Raw genomic sequence first — 15,784 nt, 5'->3', positions numbered from 1 at the left:
TCATGGGGGAGGATCGCGGACATGACCACGGCCAAGCGGGACACGTACACACCGGAGACCCTGCTCACCGTCGCCGTCCGTGTCTTCAACGAGCGCGGCTACGACGGTACGTCCATGGAGCACCTCTCCCGGGCGGCGGGCATCTCCAAGTCCTCCATCTACCACCATGTGGCGGGCAAGGAGGAACTGCTGCGCCGGGCCGTGAGCCGGGCGCTCGACGGGCTCTTCGCCATCCTCGACGAGCCGGGGGCGCTGCGCGGGCGCGCGGTCGAGCGGGTCGAGTACGTCACGCGCCGTACCGTCGACGTGCTGATGGCCGAGGTCCCCTACGTCACCCTGCTGCTGCGGGTGCGCGGCAACACGAAGACGGAGCGCTGGGCGCTGGAGCGCCGCCGCGAGTTCGACCAGCGGGTGGCGGAGCTGCTCCAGGCGGCGGTCTCCGAGGGCGACCTCCGGGCCGATGTGGACATACGGCTGGCGACCCGGTTGCTGTTCGGCATGGTGAACTCGCTGGTCGAGTGGTACCGGCCGCAGCCGGGCGGTTTCCCGGGGGAGGAGCAGCTCGCGGACACGGTCGTCCAGCTGGCCTTCGAGGGGCTGCGGGCGAACGGCCGCTGAGCCCCGGTGCGGGCCGCGCCCCCGTGCGAAGGGGCGCTCAGCCGAGTTCCGCCGGCCGGTCCGGGCGCGGGTCGAGGTCCGTTTCCTCGAACACCAGCAAGGTGCGCGTCGAGAGCACCTCGGGGATCGACTGGATCCGGGTGAGGACCAGCTCGCGCAGCGCCCGGTTGTCCGGTGTGTGAACCAGGAGCAGTACGTCGAAGTCGCCGCTCACCAGAGCGATGTGCGTGGCCCCGGGCAGGGCCTGCAACTGCTCGCGCACGGTGCGCCAGGAGTTCTGCACGATCTTGAGCGTGATGTACGCGGACGCCCCCTGGCCCGCCCGCTCGTGGTCGACCCGGGCGCCGAAGCCGCGGATCACTCCGTCCTCGACGAGCCGGTTGATACGGGCGTAGGCGTTGGCGCGCGAGACATGGACCCGTTCGGCCACGGAGCGTATCGAGGCGCGGCCGTCCGTCCGGAGGATGCGCAGGATGTCGCGGTCGACGGCGTCCAGCGGCCGCGCGGGCGGAACCGGGGCTTCCGCCACCGGGCCCCCGGGCACGGCCGGCGGCGGGACCGCGGGCAGGACCTGGTCCGGCTCTCCGCCCACGTCGGCCATTTGTTCAGCTGCCATCTGCCCGCGCCTTCCTGTGGTGGACGACCTGTCCCTATCCCAGGCTGTGGAGAACCGTTTGTCCACAGGCTGACGGCGGCTGTAGCCAAAATGCCCTCGCGACCGAACAATCGGTAGGTGAGGCACGCCACATCCGTGCCCCGCCCACCTCGACGTCCCGCTCCCTGTCGACGCTTCCGGTCGCCACCCCTCGATCTCCCTCGATGCCAGGAGGTGCTTTTCATGACGGTCCAAGAGCTGCCCGGCGCGGCCGCCTACCGGCCCACGCCGCCCCCGGCCTGGAAGCCGATCACCGACCCCGCCCCGCTGCTCCCGGACCCGGAGCCCTACCGGGTGCTCGGCACGGACGCGGTCGCCGACATCGACCCCGAGCTGTTGCTCCGGCTCCACGCCGAGCTGGTCCGAGGGCGCCGCTACAACGCCCAGGCCACCGCGCTGACGAAGCAGGGCCGGCTGGCCGTCTACCCGTCGAGCACCGGCCAGGAGGCGTGCGAGATCGCCGCGGCCCTGGTCCTGGAGGAGCGGGACTGGCTCTTCCCGAGTTACCGCGACACGCTGGCCGCCGTCGCGCGCGGCCTGGACCCGGTCGAGGCACTGACGCTGCTGCGCGGCGACCGGCACACCGGCTACGACCCGCGCGAGCACCGCATCGCCCCGCTCTGCACTCCTCTGGCCACCCAGCTCCCGCACGCCGTGGGGCTCGCGCACGCCGCCCGGCTCAAGGGCGACGACGTGGTGGCGCTCGCCATGGTCGGTGACGGCGGCACCAGCGAGGGCGACTTCCACGAGGCGCTGAACTTCGCGGCCGTCTGGAAGGCGCCGGTCGTCTTCTTCGTGCAGAACAACGGCTTCGCGATCTCCGTGCCGCTGGCCAAGCAGACCGCCGCCCCCTCCCTCGCCCACAAGGCCGTCGGATACGGGATGCCGGGCCGTCTCGTCGACGGCAACGACGCCGCCGCGGTGCACCAGGTGCTCACCGAGGCCGTGGCACGGGCCCGACGGGGCGAGGGACCGACCCTGGTCGAGGCGATCACCTACCGCATGGAAGCCCACACCAACGCCGATGACGCCACCCGGTACCGGGTCGACAGCGAGGTCGAGGCGTGGCGGGCGCACGACCCGGTCCGGCTGCTGGAGCGTGAGCTCACGGGGCGCGGACTGCTGGACGACGAGGGCATCGAGCATGCCAAGGAGGCCGCGGAACGCATGGCAGCCACGCTGCGCGACCGGATGAACGCCGATCCGGAGCTGGCTCCGATGGAGCTGTTCGCCCATGTCTACGCCGAGCAGACCGGCCAGCTCCGGGAGCAGGCCGCCGCCCTGCGCGCCGAGCTGGACGCCGAGCAGGACCACCACGAGCACGGCGCGGAGGCAGGGCGATGACCACTGCGGCAGTGACGGCCGACGGACACCGGGCGAAGGCGAAACCGGCCACGATGGCGCAGGCCCTCGGGCGCGCGCTCCGGGACTCGATGGCCGAGGACCCCACCGTCCATGTGCTGGGCGAGGACGTGGGCACGCTCGGCGGTGTCTTCCGCATCACGGACGGACTGGCGAGGGAGTTCGGCGACGACCGCTGCACCGATACACCGCTGGCCGAGGCGGGGATCCTCGGCGCGGCCGTCGGCATGGCGATGTACGGGCTGCGGCCCGTGGTGGAGATGCAGTTCGACGCGTTCGCCTATCCGGCGTTCGAGCAGCTGATGAGCCATGTCGCCAAGATGCGCAACCGCACCGGCGGGGCCATGCCGCTGCCCATCACCGTGCGGGTGCCGTACGGCGGTGGGATCGGCGGGGTCGAGCACCACAGCGACTCCTCCGAGGCGTACTACATGGCCACCCCCGGCCTGCACGTCGTCACCCCGGCCACGGTCGATGACGCGTACGGGCTGCTGCGGGAGTCGATCGCCTCGGACGACCCGGTGGTCTTCCTGGAGCCGAAGCGTCTCTACTGGTCCAAGGCCGACTGGTCACCCGAGGCTCCGGCCGCGGTCGAGCCGATCGGCAGGGCCGTGGTGCGCCGTTCCGGCCGCAGCGCCACGCTCATCACGTACGGGCCCTCCCTGCCGGTCTGTATGGAGGCCGCCGAAGCGGCGGTCGGCGAGGGCTGGGACCTCGAAGTGGTGGATGTGCGGTCCCTCGTGCCGTTCGACGACGCGACGGTGGCCGCGTCGGTCCGGCGCACCGGGCGTGCGGTCGTCGTCCATGAGTCCCCCGGCTTCGGTGGGCCCGGCGGTGAGATCGCGGCTCGGATCACGGAGCGCTGCTTCCACCATCTGGAGGCTCCGGTGCTGCGGGTGGCCGGGTTCGACATCCCCTACCCGCCGCCCATGCTGGAGCGGCACCATCTGCCGGGAGTGGACCGGGTCCTCGACGCGGTGGCCCGCTTGCAGTGGGAGGCGGACAGCTGATGGCCCGGGTACTGGAATTCAAACTGCCGGATCTCGGTGAGGGACTGACCGAGGCGGAGATCGTCCGTTGGCTGGTGGAGGTCGGCGATGTCGTAGCGATCGACCAGCCCGTCGTCGAGGTCGAGACGGCCAAGGCCATGGTGGAGGTGCCCTGCCCCTACGGGGGTGTGGTGACCGCCCGGTTCGGCGAGGAGGGCACGGAACTCCCGGTCGGCGCACCCCTGCTGACGGTTGCCGTCGGTGCGCCGGGGGAGCCGGAGACCTCGGGCCCCGCCTCCTCGGGGCCGAACGCCCGGAGCGGTGCGGGGGCCTCCCGTGCGTCCGGGCCGTCCTCCAGTCCTTCCGCCGCCGCGGAGTCCTCCGGCGGCTCGGGGAACGTGCTCGTGGGGTACGGGACGGGCGCACCGGCCGCCCGGCGTCGGCGCATCCGGCCGGACCGGCTCGGCCGGGCGGTGCCCGAGGCGGCGGTGCCCGAGGCGTCGGTGCCGGACGCTCCGGCGGCGGAGACCCCGGTATCCGATGTCCTGGCGCCCGTCCGGGCTGCGGCATCCGTGACGGCCCCCGCCCCGATGCCCGCTCAGATGACCGCGGCGGACGGGCAGGGGCCCGTGCCGGTGGTTTCTCCGCTGGTACGCCGGTTGGCCCGGCAGCACGACATCGACTTGCGCCGGCTGGTGGGTTCGGGCCCCGACGGGCTGATCCTGCGCGCCGACGTCGACGGTGCGATTCGGAAGGCGGAGGTGACCGCGACGGAGAAGGCGCGTACGGCCCACGTGTCTGCCACATCCGCCGTCCGCGCTGACGTTTCCCCGGTCCCCGCCGGCGTCTCCCCGGCTTCGAAGGCGGCGGCTTCCGTTCCCTCGGCCGCTCCGGCCGCTGAACGGATTCCGCTGCGCGGGGTGCGGGGCGCGGTCGCCGACAAGTTGTCGCGCAGCCGGACCGAGATCCCGGACGCCACCTGCTGGGTCGACGCCGACGCCACCGAGCTGATGGCGGCCAGGGCCGCGATGAACGCCGCCACGGGCCCGTCCGCCGGGCCGAAGGTGTCGGTCCTGGCCCTGCTGGCGAGGATCTGCGCGGCGGCGCTGGCCCGGTTCCCCGAGCTCAACTCCACTGTGAACGCGGAGGCACGGGAGATCGTCCGGCTGCCCGGCGTGCACCTCGGGTTCGCCGCTCAGACCGAGCGGGGCCTCGTGGTCCCGGTCGTCCGGGACGCACACGTCCGTGACGTCGAGTCGATCGGCGCCGAGATCGTCCGTCTGACCGAACTGGCGCGGACCGGAAAGCTGAGCCCGGCCCAGCTGACCGGGGGCACGTTCACGCTGAACAACTACGGGGTGTTCGGAGTCGACGGTTCCACGCCGATCATCAACCATCCGGAAGCGGCGATGCTCGGCGTCGGCCGAATCGTGCCCAAGCCCTGGGTGCACCAAGGGGAATTGGCCGTACGCCAGGTCGTTCAGCTGTCCCTCACCTTCGACCATCGGGTGTGCGACGGCGGAACGGCGGGCGGTTTCCTCCGGTACGTGGCGGACTGTGTGGAACAGCCGACGGTGCTGCTGCGCACCCTGTAGCCGAGCACCCGGTGCCTTTGCGGACGTGCTCCCTCCGGCCGGGGTGTCCGGTCGCCCCGGGTGGGGACGCCCGGCTGTTGCGGGCACCCCGGCGGGGGCGCCGTCCCGAAGGGCCGCCCATACTCGACGCATGACCGCCTATGACGTGATCGTCCTTGCCGGTGGAGCCGCGAAGCGGCTCGGCGGCGCCGACAAGCCCGGAGTCCGGGTGGGCGGCCGCGCGCTGCTCGACCGGGTCCTCGCGGCGTGCGCCGACGCGGCCGTCACCGTCGTGGTGGGCGGTCGTCGTGCCACGGCCAGGCCGGTCACCTGGGCCCGGGAAGTGCCCCAGGGCGGCGGCCCCTTGGCGGCGCTGGGCGCGGGGCTGCGGCTGACGACGGCGGAGCGGGTCCTCGTCCTCTCCGCCGACCTTCCGTTCCTCGGACCGGGGACAGTGGACGCGCTGCTCGACGCCGCCGGGCAGCCCGGCCGGGAGGGGGCCCTGTGCACCGACCCCGGCGGGCGCGACCAGCCGCTCGTGGCGGTCTACCGAGCCGAGCCGCTGCGTCGGGAACTGGCCCTGGTGGCCACCGAGTACGGGGGGCTCGCCGGACTGCCGCTCCGCCTCCTGACGGCGGAACTCGACCTCGCCCGGGTCGACGCGGGCCCCGACGCCTCCTTCGATTGCGACACTTGGGAGGACATCGCTGCCGCCAGGGCCCGGATCAGGGAGCATGGGGCCGTGCTGGACGAATGGATCACCTCGGTCAAGAACGAACTGGGCATCGAACTGGACGTCGACACCGACGCCCTGCTCGACCTCGCCCGTGACGCGGCGCACGGAGTCGCCCGGCCCGCTGCCCCGCTCACGACCTTCCTGGTCGGGTACGCGGCAGCCAGGGCGAGCGCCGGTGCGGGGCCCGACGAGGCCGCCGCGGCGGTCGCGGAGGCCGCTCGCAAGGCCGCCGCCCTCGCTCTGCGCTGGGAGGCGGAGGCCGGCGCGGGGGACGGGGCGGCGGGCGGCGGGTCGCCTACCGGGCCGGCGGGCGGGGCGAAGCCCGACGCGGGCCGCGAGGGGACCGGCACACCGTGACCGGCCTCGATCCCGCTGGTTCCGATCCCACCGGACCCGGTCGCACCGGCTCCGATCCCACCGGACCCGGTCGCACCGGCCCCGACCCCATCGGCATCGACCCGACCAGTTTCGATCCCCTTGGTTCCGACTACACCGACCCCACCGACCCCGCCGCCCCTGCGGACCTCGCCGACCCCAGCCGCTCCCGGCCCGACCGCACCAGCTTCGCCCCCACCCGTGGGGGCGCCGCGCCCGACGACGCCGCGTCCGAGCGGCTCACGCAAGAGGACACCGCCGCACGCGGGGCACTCGCACGTGCCGAACTCGCACGTGCCGAACTCGCACGCGCGGAGGAAGATCGGGCCGTCGAGCAGGCGCTCGCGCTGGTCGGTGGGGTAAAGCTCGGATCGACCCGGAACCAGAGCCAGAGCCCGGCCCGGAGCCATAGCCCGAGCCGGACCCAGAGCGGGCGGGAGAGCCCGGCCTCGGCCCCGCCCTCGCCCCCGAGCCCGAGCCCGACCCACGGTCAAGGTGCGAGCCCGGCCCCGGGCCGCCGTGGGGATGCCCCAGGCGTGGGCCCGAGCGCGGACCTGGGCGGTCCCGGCCGGAGCCGTGGTCCGGACGGCGACCGTCACGCCACCGCCCAGGCGTCCGCGGGCCAGCGGCGGCCCCTGCCCGGCCGCGCCTCCCCGGAACGCCCGGCGGGCGGCCCGCCGGAGCCCTCCGCCCGGGGAGGCCCGCCGGGAGCGACCTTGCCGCACGCCGGCCCCTTCCCCCCGCCGGAAGGACCCGGGACCGAGAACCGGCCCGCCGCCCCGCAGGACCGGCCCGAGCGTCGTGTGCGGAACTCCGCCCCGCCCGTGTCCTGGGACCGGGCGCGGGCCGTCGCGTCGAGGGCCGGGCGGGCCGGGCCGCTCTCGGCGGTCCGGTTGCCGCTCGACCGGGCGTCGGGGCACGTGCTGGCCGAGGCGCTCGGTGCGCTCACCGACCTGCCGTCCTTCGACACCTCGGCCATGGACGGCTGGGCGGTCGCCGGGCCGGGGCCCTGGGCGTTCGAGGCCGGGGCAGGGCTCCTCGCCGGGCTGAGTCCGGCCACCGCGCTGCCCGACGGCACCGCCGTACGGATCGCCACCGGTGCCCGCGTCCCTCCCGACACCACAGCGGTCATCCGCACCGAGCACGCGCGCGTGGACGAGGCCAAGGGGCTGCTGTACGCCCTGCGGTCCGTGGCGCCCGGGCAGGACATCAGGCTCCGGGGCCAGGAGTGCCGCTCCGGTGCGCGGCTCGTCCCGGCCGGGGCGGTCGTGACCCCGGCCGTACTGGGTCTCGCCGCCGCAGCCGGGTACGACGCGCTGCCCGCCGTGCCCCGCCCGCGCGTCGACGTCCTCGTCCTCGGCGACGAACTGCTCACCGCCGGTCTGCCGCACGACGGACTGATCCGTGACGCTCTCGGGCCCATGCTCGGCCCCTGGCTGCGAGCCCTGGGCGCCGAGGTGTCCGGGCCCCGCCGCCTCGGGGACGACGCCGGGGCGCTGCGTGACGCCCTCGCCGACTCCGACGCCGACCTGATCGTCACCACCGGCGGGACCGCCTCCGGCCCGGTCGATCATGTGCATCCGGTCCTCGACGCCCTCGGGGCCGAGCTTCTGGTGGACGGGGTGGCGGTCCGCCCCGGCCACCCCATGCTGCTGGCGAGGCTGCCGGCCTCGGGACGGTCGGACGGGCCGTACCTGGTCGGGCTGCCCGGCAATCCGCTCGCGGCCGTATCGGGTCTGCTGACGCTCGCGGAACCGTTGCTCGCGGGGATCGCGGGCCGCCCCGACCGGGGCGCGTACCGGGCACTCGTCCACGCCGACGTGCACGGGCATCCGCACGACACCCGCCTCGTCCCCGTGGCTCACCGCGCGGGCCGGGCGGGCGGCCGGGACCATGTCGCGCCGCTGCGTTACAACGGGCCCGCGATGCTGCGCGGGATCGCCGCGGCGGACGGGCTGGCCGTCGTACCGCCGGGCGGGGTACGGTCCGGCACCGAGGTGGAGATTCTGGATCTGCCATGGGCCCCGGCGACGCCGTGGACAGAAGGGTGTTTCACGTGAAACTTCCCGGCCACGATGCGATGGCCAGGCGAGCGGACGAGACCGTCGTGCCGACCCGGGTGTTGCTCCCCCGCCGGGTCGTCGACGGCCCGGCCCGCCAAGTGGGCAAGCGGCTGTTGATGGCGCTGCTCGTGCTGACCGCCACCGTCTTGATCGTCTGGCTCGACCGCGGCGGCTACAACGACACGGCCGACGGCAAGGTCGACCTGCTCGACGCGATCTACTACGCGACGGTCACCCTCTCCACCACGGGGTACGGCGACATCACGCCGTTCAGCGACGGGGCCAGGCTGATCAACGTGGTGCTCGTGACGCCGCTGCGTGTCCTCTTCCTGATCATCCTGGTCGGTACCACTCTCGAAGTCCTCACGGAACGGACCCGGGAAGACTTCCGGCTGAAGCGTTGGAGATCCAACTTGCGTGACCACACCGTCGTCGTCGGCTTCGGTACGAAGGGCCGCTCGGCGATCCTGACCCTCATCTCCACGGGCCTGCGGAAGGACCAGATCGTCGTCGTCGACCCGGCCTCCAAGGTGATCGAGGCCGCCAACGCCGAAGGCTTCACCGGCGTGCTCGGCGACGCCACCCGCAGCGATGTCCTGCTGCGCGCCGAGCTCCAGAAGGCGCGTCAGATCATCATCGCCACCCAGCGCGACGACACCGCCGTCCTGGTGGCCCTGACCGCACGCCAGCTGAACCGTGCGGCGAAGATCGTGGCCGCCGTACGGGAGGAGGAGAACGCGCCTCTCCTGCGGCAGTCCGGTGCCGACGCCGTCATCACCAGCGCCAGCGCCGCCGGGCGGCTGCTCGGCCTCTCCGTCCTCAGCCCCAGCGCGGGCACGGTGATGGAGGACCTGATCCAGCAGGGCAGCGGCCTCGACCTGGTGGAACGGCCGGTCATAAAGGCCGAGGTGGGCAAGAACGTACGGGAGACGGACGACCTCGTCGTCAGTGTCCTGCGCGGTCACCGGCTGCTCGGTTACGACGATCCGGCGGCCAGCCCCCTGCAACTGACGGACCGGGTCATCACCATCGTGCGCAAGAGCCCCAGCTCCACCTCCGTGCAGAACAACTCGCTGCCGCCGCGCCCCTGACGGCACGCTCGAACGCACGCCGCTCCGGAGTAGCCTCGCGGCCATGCATGCGATCACGATTCCCGAACCAGGCGGCCCCGAGGCGCTCGTGTGGGCCGAGGTGCCCGATCCCGTACCCGGCGACGGCGAGGTCCTCGTAGAGGTCGTCGCCGGCGCCGTGAACCGCGCCGACGTGCTCCAGCGGCAGGGCTTCTACAACCCGCCGCCCGGCGCGTCCCCCTACCCCGGCCTGGAGTGCGCCGGCCGTGTCCTCGCACTCGGCCCGGGGGTGACCGGCTGGGCGGTCGGCGACGCCGTGTGCGCGCTGCTGGCGGGCGGCGGTTACGCCGAGAAGGTCGCCGTGCCGGCGGGCCAGCTCCTGCCCGTACCGGAGGGCGTGGGCCTGGTGGAGGCCGCGGCGCTGCCCGAGGTCACCGCGACGGTGTGGTCCAACGTCTTCATGGTGTCCCACCTCCGCCCCGGTGAGACCTTCCTGGTGCACGGCGGGTCCAGCGGCATCGGCACGATGGCCATCCAGTTGGCGAAGGCGGTCGGCGCCCGGGTGGCGGTCACGGCGGGCAGCCCGGAGAAGCTCGCCCGGTGCGCCGAGCTGGGGGCGGACATCCTCATCAACTACCGCGAGCAGGACTTCGTGGAGGAGCTGCGGGAGAACACCGCCGGGGCGGGGGCCGACGTCATCCTGGACCTCATCGGCGCCAAGTACCTGGACCGGAACGTGCAGGCCCTCGCCGTCAACGGCCGCCTAGCGATCATCGGGCTCCAGGGCGGCGCCAAGGGCGAGCTGAACCTCGGCGCCCTGCTCACCAAGCGCGCCGCCGTCACCGCGACCTCCCTCCGGGGCCGCCCGCTCCGCGAGAAGGCCGCCATCGTCGCCGCCGTACGCGAACACGTGTGGCCGTTGATCGGCGACGGGGTGGTCCGGCCGGTGGTGGACCGGACGCTGCCCATGGCGGATGCCGCCGAGGCGCACCGAGTGCTGGAGTCCAGCGCGCACATCGGCAAGATCCTGCTGACCACCCCGGCGGCCGGTGCCTGACCGGGAGTCACCGGCCCCCGGCGACGCCCGTGTCTGATCCGGAGCCACCGGCCCCTCGGCGGGCTGGCTCCCCTGGTCGCCGCCTCCGGTGGCGGCCGGTGCCTGACCCGGAGCCACCGGTCACGCCGAGCCCCTGGCCCCCGGCCCCCGGGGCTGCCCCGTAGACTCCGTGCCCACCACGAGGGGCCCGGCGCACACCGCGATGTGCGCCGGGCCCCTCTCGGTCGTCGGTCTCCAGGAGTGGACGGGTTACAGGTACGGGCCCGAGCGGATCGGTCCGTGCGGGTCCGCGCCGCCTTCCTCGTCCTCGCCGCCCGTGCCGGGCGGCAGGGCGCGGCGCATCTGCTCCAGCTGGGCGCGGGCCGCCATCTGCTGGGCGAACAGCGCCGTCTGGATGCCGTGGAAAAGGCCCTCCAGCCAGCCCACGAGCTGTGCCTGGGCGATCCGCAACTCGGCCTCGGAGGGCACCGACTCCTCGGTGAACGGCAGGGAGAGCCGCTCCAGCTCCTCGACCAGCTCGGGTGCCAGACCGTCCTCCAGCTCCTTCACGGAGCTGGCATGGATCTCCTTGAGCCTGACGCGGCTCGCCTCGTCGAGAGGAGCCGCCCTGACCTCCTCCAGAAGCTGCTTGATCATGCTGCCGATGCGCATGACCTTCGCGGGCTGTTCCACCATTTCCGTCACCGGGACCTCGCGCGACTCGTCGTCACTGGCACCGCCGCCGATAGCCATTCCGTCCTGGCCCACGACAAGGACCTGCGGGTGCTCCTGCGACCGGTCATTCCTCGGCATTTCCATGCCGCCATTGTCTCGCACACGTGCCGTACACCACGTTGGTGCCCCCGGGAACGGATGATCCACCGTCCTCGGGGGCACCGGAAGCCTTCCGGGAGCGCCGGAAGGGGCCTTTCACCCCGCCCGGCGGGCCAGCGTCAGCCGGGAGCTGGTGAGGGCGGCGGCCAGCAGTCCGGCGAGCACCGGGACGACCAGGGCCAGCAGTCCGACGGTCTCCCACGGCATCACGATCGGCGTGTAGGCCGACTCCATCGGGTCCGCGCGCATGTCCGCCAGCGCCGCGCGCAGGTCGGTCAGCCGCAGAGCGACCGCCGGTACGAGCCCTGCCGCCGTCCCCAGGAGCACTCCGGTCAGGGCGACGACCAGGCACTGGAAGCCGGACAGCGACCGTCGTACGCCCGGGGGCGCGCCCACCGCGCTGAGCGTGGTGAGGTCGGCCTCCGCGTCGGCCTTGGACAGCCCGGTCGTGATGGCCGCCGCGCCCAGGGTCACCACACCGGCGAAGAGGGCGAGGATGAGCAGGATCGTGTCGTCCTGCGTCCGGAACATCTCGTTCGACGTCATCAGGTACGCGCGGTCCCCGGCCTGTTGGAGCGCCGCGTAGGCGGCCTGGGTCTCGGCGTCCGTGGCATCACGGGTGAGCGTGTAGAAGCTGCCGTAGTCCTCGACGTGCAGGCCGAGCCGCTCAGCGGTCTTCTTCGGCAGGACCATCCGGATGCCCGGCGTCGCCGCGAACCGGTCCGGCGCGACGTACACCTTCAGCCGGTCCGTGGTGGTCCGGGCCTTGCCGGGGTGCAGGGCCCGGTTCTTCTCGTCGCGGTCGTTGTAGGTGTGGGTGGCCTTGAGGGTGACCTCGCCGTTCTTCGCGTACGCCGAGTTCAGCAGGACCGGAACGCCGTCGGCCAGGGCCTTCGCCGCCGCCGGGTCCTCCAGCTTCACGTACGAGTCGAGCACGTCCGCGCCCCCGATGACGATCTTGTCGTCGTCGGTGCCGAACGCGGTCATGGTGTAGTTCTCGTCCATGCAGGCCGGGGAGTTCATCAGCCGCTTGTGCTCGTCGGCCGAGATCCGCAGGGCGAGCTCCTTGGCGTCCTTGCCCTTCAGCGGGCAGGAGTGGTCCTTGCCGGTGGGCTTGACGAGTTCGAGGGTGCCGCAGCCGGCCTCCTCCTCGTAATAGACCGAGCAGTCGCTGCCTGCCCAGACGCGGCCGAAGTCGGCGCGCCCGCCGCTGACCGGGAAGCTCTGCTCGACGGCGGCCCGGGAACGCGCCAGATCGGTGTCGTCACCGACGCCGGAGTCCATCAGCGCGACGGTGCCCGGGGTCAGGTTGGGCGAGTAGTCGTACGCCTGCTCGGCGGCGTGGCTGCTGGTGTACGTGGCGATGGCGACGCTGCCCGCGACGGCCGCCATCACGGCGGCGACGGCGGGTGCGGTACGGCCCCGGTTGCGGGCCGCGTCGCGCAGGGCGATGCGGGGCGTCAGCGGGAGCCGTCGGCCGAGCCGGCCGAGGAAGCCGACGATCACCGGGATGCAGCCGAGGACGCCCAGTTCGGCGAGCACGGATCCGCCGGCGACGAGGGCGGTGTCGCCGGCCAGCCCGCCGTACACCGCGATCGCGACGCCGACCGTGAGCGCGACGACACCGATGACGGGCAGCACGCGCGAGCTGCGGCGGGTGCCTCGCCGGCCGGTGAGCGACTCCAGGACGGACTGGCGGCCCGCGACGATCGCCGGGGCGAGCGCGGCGAGGACGCCGGTGACCAGGCCGAGCACGGCGATGCCGAGAATCTCCCAGGGCCTTACGGTCAGTTCGCCGAAGCGGCTGCCCGTGTAGTCCTCGATCATCGGACGGAACAGGGCGGTCAGACCGAACCCGGCGCCGACTCCGGCCACCGCGCCGACCCCGCCGAGCACCGCGCCGCCCGCGAGCACCACGGCCCGGACCTGGCCCCGGCTGCCGCCGCACGAGCCGACCAGGCCCAGCTGTCGCCGTGAGCGGCGGGCGCCCACGGCGAACGCCGGTCCGGCCAGCAGCACGATCTCCAGGACCGCCATGGCGACCACGGTGAGGACCGCCGCGGTCATTTCTGTGTCCGTGTCGTACGCGTTGCTCATCCCGGCCATCGGGACTTCGGAGTCCGGCGGCGGGTTCAGGGCCACCTGGCGGGACTTGACCACCACGCCCTTCTCGTTGGCGGCGAGGATGTCCTGCCAGGTCACACCCGCGCCGGGCGGGCCCTGGACGAGCCACTTCGGGTCGCTCGCCTGGGGCGGGAGGATGTCCTTGTCGCCGTCGGCGGTCTTCTGCCAGGGGGCGATGACCGAGCCGGGGAGCGCGTACAGGGCGTCCGCCCGCAGGTCGGCGGGGAGTTCGACCGCGCCGGTGAGGGTGTAGGACTGCTCGGGGCCGCGCACGGTGACGCGGTCGCCGATGGACAGCCCGGACGCCTCGATGAAGTCCTCGGTCGCCGCGATCTCGTTCTTGGTCCGGGGGTACGCGCCGGCGGTCAGCTCGATCCGGCCGCGCAGCATCGGGTCGGCGATGTGCAGTTCGGTGATCTCGGTGTCGGTGATGCCGTGGCGGGTGGTCACCGACGCGGGCACGCTCCGCTCGGTGAGGTGCCGCGAGCCCTCGGGGAAGGTCGCGACCACGTCGACCGGCCTCTCCTGCTCCTCGGGCGTCGGGTCCGGGGCGCCCTCGGGCGGGTTCCAGTTGACGCCGTCGGGCATCTGCTGGAGCTTCACCGGCCCCATGCTCGTGGCGGAGAACCGGGCGTCGGCCGCCCCCAGTTCACCGGTCAGCTCCTCGGCCTTGGTGGGCAGGGCGCTGCGGTAGGTGAGGTCGGCGGCGGTCACACCGAGAACCGGCAGGGCGATCATCGCGACGACCAGGGCGCTGCGGCCCTTGGCCCGTGCGGCGTCTCGCCGGGCTATGCGGAAGGCGGCGCGCCAACCGGAGAAGGGGCTCACGTGGCGGCCTCGGTGGATCCGGCGGTTCCGGCGGTTCCGGCGGTTCCGGCGGAGAGGAGGGAGTCGGCTCCGGTGGTCAGCGTCTGGTCGACGATCGAGCCGTCCCGGAGGAAGACGACCCGGTCGGCCCAGGCCGCGTACCGGGGCTCATGGGTGACCATGACGCCGGCCGCGCCCTGGTCGCAGCGGGTGCGCAGCAGGGCGAGGACGGCCTCGCCGGTCTCGGAGTCGAGCGCTCCGGTCGGCTCGTCGGCGAGCACGAGGCGCCGGTCGCCGACGAGGGCGCGGGCGATGGCGACGCGCTGCTGCTGGCCGCCGGACATCTCGTCGGGGAAGCGGTCGGCGATCTCCTCCAGCTTCATCTCGGCCAGCGCGGCGATGGCCTCCTTGCGGGCCTTGCGCACGGAGACGCCGTCGAGTTCGCGGGGCAGCGCGATGTTCTCGGCGGCGGTCAGGGCGGGAATGAGGTTGTAGTCCTGGAAGACGTAGCCGACGCTGCGGCGCCGCAGGGCGGCCATCCCCTTGGGGCCGAGGGCGGCGATGTCCTGGCCCTCGATGATCACCTGGCCGCTCGTGGCCGTGTCGAGCCCGCCGGCCAGGGTCAGCAGGGTGGACTTGCCGGAGCCGGAGGGGCCCATCACGGCGACCAGTTCGCCCGGGTACACGGAGAGCTGGATTCCGCGCAGGGCGTGCACCTCGGCGATGCCGGAGCCATGGGTACGGGTCAGGGCCCGCAGTTCGAGCACGGGACCGCCGCCGGGCGTCCCGGAGGGCGGCGGGGGTGTGGCGGACGAGGGCATGGCGGGTGGTTCCCCCTAGGAACAGATGTGGTTCGGGAAGGGCTGCGGTACCGGGCCGGCGCCGCAGCGAGCCGCGGGCGTCCGCGTCAGCGCTTGGACCGGGCCCGGCCGGCCGGGGAGCGGGCCGGGCCGCGGGTGGCGGCGGGGCCGGGCTCGACGGCGGGTTCGGTGGCGGCGGCCTCGGCGAGGCGGACGAGCCGGGACTCGCAGTGGTCGAGCCAGCGGGCCTCGGCCTCCGCCTGGAAGATCAGCTGCTCCACGACGAGGAGCCAGGCGACCTCGTCCCGGTTGGCCGGGACGTCGGCCAGCGCCTGGGCCTTGAGCCGGGTGTAGTCCTGCATCGCCTTGAGCGTGTGGTGGCGCTGGGACTGGATGACGTCCCGGATGTCGACGCCCGGTGTCCCCACGGCCATGGCGAGCTTGATCGCCAGTTCGTCGCGGGGCGGGCTGGTGCGGTCGACCGGGGTCCCGAACCAGGTGCGCAGTTCGGTGCGGCCGTCGTCGGTGATGACGTAGAGGTCGTGCCCGGCGTCGTCCGAGCCGTCCTGGACGATCATGCCGTCACGTTCCAGGCGGCTGAGCGTCGTGTAGACCTGGCCGACGTTCAGCGGCCAGGTGGAGCCGGTGCGCGACTCGAACTCGGTGCGGAGCTGGGAGCCGTAGCGGGGGCCTTGCTCCAGCAGGGCCAGCAGGCCGTGGCGAATGGACATACTGAGTATG

At 73.4% G+C, this 15,784-nt stretch carries 13 protein-coding genes; 8 read left to right on the top strand and 5 right to left on the bottom strand.

Annotated elements, in window-relative coordinates; all coding sequences use genetic code 11:
* Positions 1 to 21: 21 nt before the first annotated feature.
* Positions 22 to 618 (top strand): TetR/AcrR family transcriptional regulator, encoded by a 597-nt coding sequence (locus ACIQMU_RS12640; RefSeq protein WP_352239277.1) that lies wholly within the window; start codon positions 22 to 24, stop codon positions 616 to 618.
* Positions 619 to 655: 37 nt separating this feature from the next.
* Here ACIQMU_RS12640 and ACIQMU_RS12635 read toward each other — a convergent pair whose 3' ends face one another.
* Complete coding sequence (locus ACIQMU_RS12635; protein ID WP_402688836.1) at positions 656 to 1,234, bottom strand: Lrp/AsnC family transcriptional regulator; 579 nt, start codon at positions 1,232 to 1,234, stop codon at positions 656 to 658.
* Positions 1,235 to 1,456: 222 nt separating this feature from the next.
* Between ACIQMU_RS12635 and pdhA the strand changes: the two genes are divergently transcribed.
* From pdhA to ACIQMU_RS12600, 7 genes are all read left to right on the top strand, one after another.
* Positions 1,457 to 2,617, top strand: a complete 1,161-nt coding sequence (gene pdhA, locus ACIQMU_RS12630) for a pyruvate dehydrogenase (acetyl-transferring) E1 component subunit alpha (RefSeq protein WP_352239278.1) — start codon at positions 1,457 to 1,459, stop codon at positions 2,615 to 2,617.
* Positions 2,614 to 3,645 carry an alpha-ketoacid dehydrogenase subunit beta gene (locus tag ACIQMU_RS12625; RefSeq protein WP_402688835.1) on the top strand — a complete coding sequence of 344 codons (1,032 nt, stop codon included), beginning with the start codon at positions 2,614 to 2,616 and terminating at the stop codon, positions 3,643 to 3,645. The genes pdhA and ACIQMU_RS12625 overlap by 4 nt, the downstream gene beginning before the upstream one ends.
* Positions 3,645 to 5,219, top strand: coding sequence for a dihydrolipoamide acetyltransferase family protein (locus ACIQMU_RS12620; RefSeq protein WP_402688834.1), 1,575 nt, complete (start codon positions 3,645 to 3,647; stop codon positions 5,217 to 5,219). Before ACIQMU_RS12625 ends, ACIQMU_RS12620 begins: the two co-directional genes overlap by 1 nt.
* A gap of 130 nt (positions 5,220 to 5,349) precedes the next feature.
* The gene (locus ACIQMU_RS12615) at positions 5,350 to 6,291 is read left to right on the top strand and encodes an NTP transferase domain-containing protein (RefSeq protein WP_352239281.1); all 942 of its coding nucleotides are present in this window, start codon (positions 5,350 to 5,352) and stop codon (positions 6,289 to 6,291) included.
* 554 nt (positions 6,292 to 6,845) lie between these two features.
* The gene (locus ACIQMU_RS12610; RefSeq protein WP_402688833.1) at positions 6,846 to 8,369 is read left to right on the top strand and encodes a molybdopterin molybdotransferase MoeA; all 1,524 of its coding nucleotides are present in this window, start codon (positions 6,846 to 6,848) and stop codon (positions 8,367 to 8,369) included.
* Positions 8,327 to 9,463 (top strand): potassium channel family protein, encoded by a 1,137-nt coding sequence (locus ACIQMU_RS12605; protein ID WP_402688832.1) that lies wholly within the window; start codon positions 8,327 to 8,329, stop codon positions 9,461 to 9,463. The genes ACIQMU_RS12610 and ACIQMU_RS12605 overlap by 43 nt, the downstream gene beginning before the upstream one ends.
* 43 nt (positions 9,464 to 9,506) lie before the next feature.
* A complete protein-coding gene (locus ACIQMU_RS12600; RefSeq protein WP_352239284.1) occupies positions 9,507 to 10,499 on the top strand; it encodes an NAD(P)H-quinone oxidoreductase in 993 nt (330 codons plus the stop codon).
* Positions 10,500 to 10,748: 249 nt separating this feature from the next.
* Here ACIQMU_RS12600 and ACIQMU_RS12595 read toward each other — a convergent pair whose 3' ends face one another.
* From ACIQMU_RS12595 to ACIQMU_RS12580, 4 genes are all read right to left on the bottom strand, one after another.
* Positions 10,749 to 11,297, bottom strand: a complete 549-nt coding sequence (locus ACIQMU_RS12595; RefSeq protein ID WP_352239285.1) for a bacterial proteasome activator family protein — start codon at positions 11,295 to 11,297, stop codon at positions 10,749 to 10,751.
* Positions 11,298 to 11,408: 111 nt separating this feature from the next.
* Positions 11,409 to 14,264 (bottom strand): FtsX-like permease family protein, encoded by a 2,856-nt coding sequence (locus ACIQMU_RS12590; RefSeq protein WP_402688831.1) that lies wholly within the window; start codon positions 14,262 to 14,264, stop codon positions 11,409 to 11,411.
* On the bottom strand, positions 14,261 to 15,064 hold the full coding sequence (locus ACIQMU_RS12585) for an ABC transporter ATP-binding protein (protein WP_402688830.1): 804 nt from the start codon (positions 15,062 to 15,064) through the stop codon (positions 14,261 to 14,263). The genes ACIQMU_RS12590 and ACIQMU_RS12585 overlap by 4 nt, the downstream gene beginning before the upstream one ends.
* 86 nt (positions 15,065 to 15,150) lie before the next feature.
* Positions 15,151 to 15,774 carry a PadR family transcriptional regulator gene (locus tag ACIQMU_RS12580; protein WP_352239288.1) on the bottom strand — a complete coding sequence of 208 codons (624 nt, stop codon included), beginning with the start codon at positions 15,772 to 15,774 and terminating at the stop codon, positions 15,151 to 15,153.
* Positions 15,775 to 15,784 lie beyond the last annotated feature (10 nt).

It is taken from the genome of Streptomyces sp. NPDC091649, from assembly GCF_044756785.1.
GTDB lineage: Bacteria > Actinomycetota > Actinomycetes > Streptomycetales > Streptomycetaceae > Streptomyces.
Note: the sequence above shows the minus strand (reverse complement) of the source record. Positions and strands in the feature narration are given on the sequence as shown.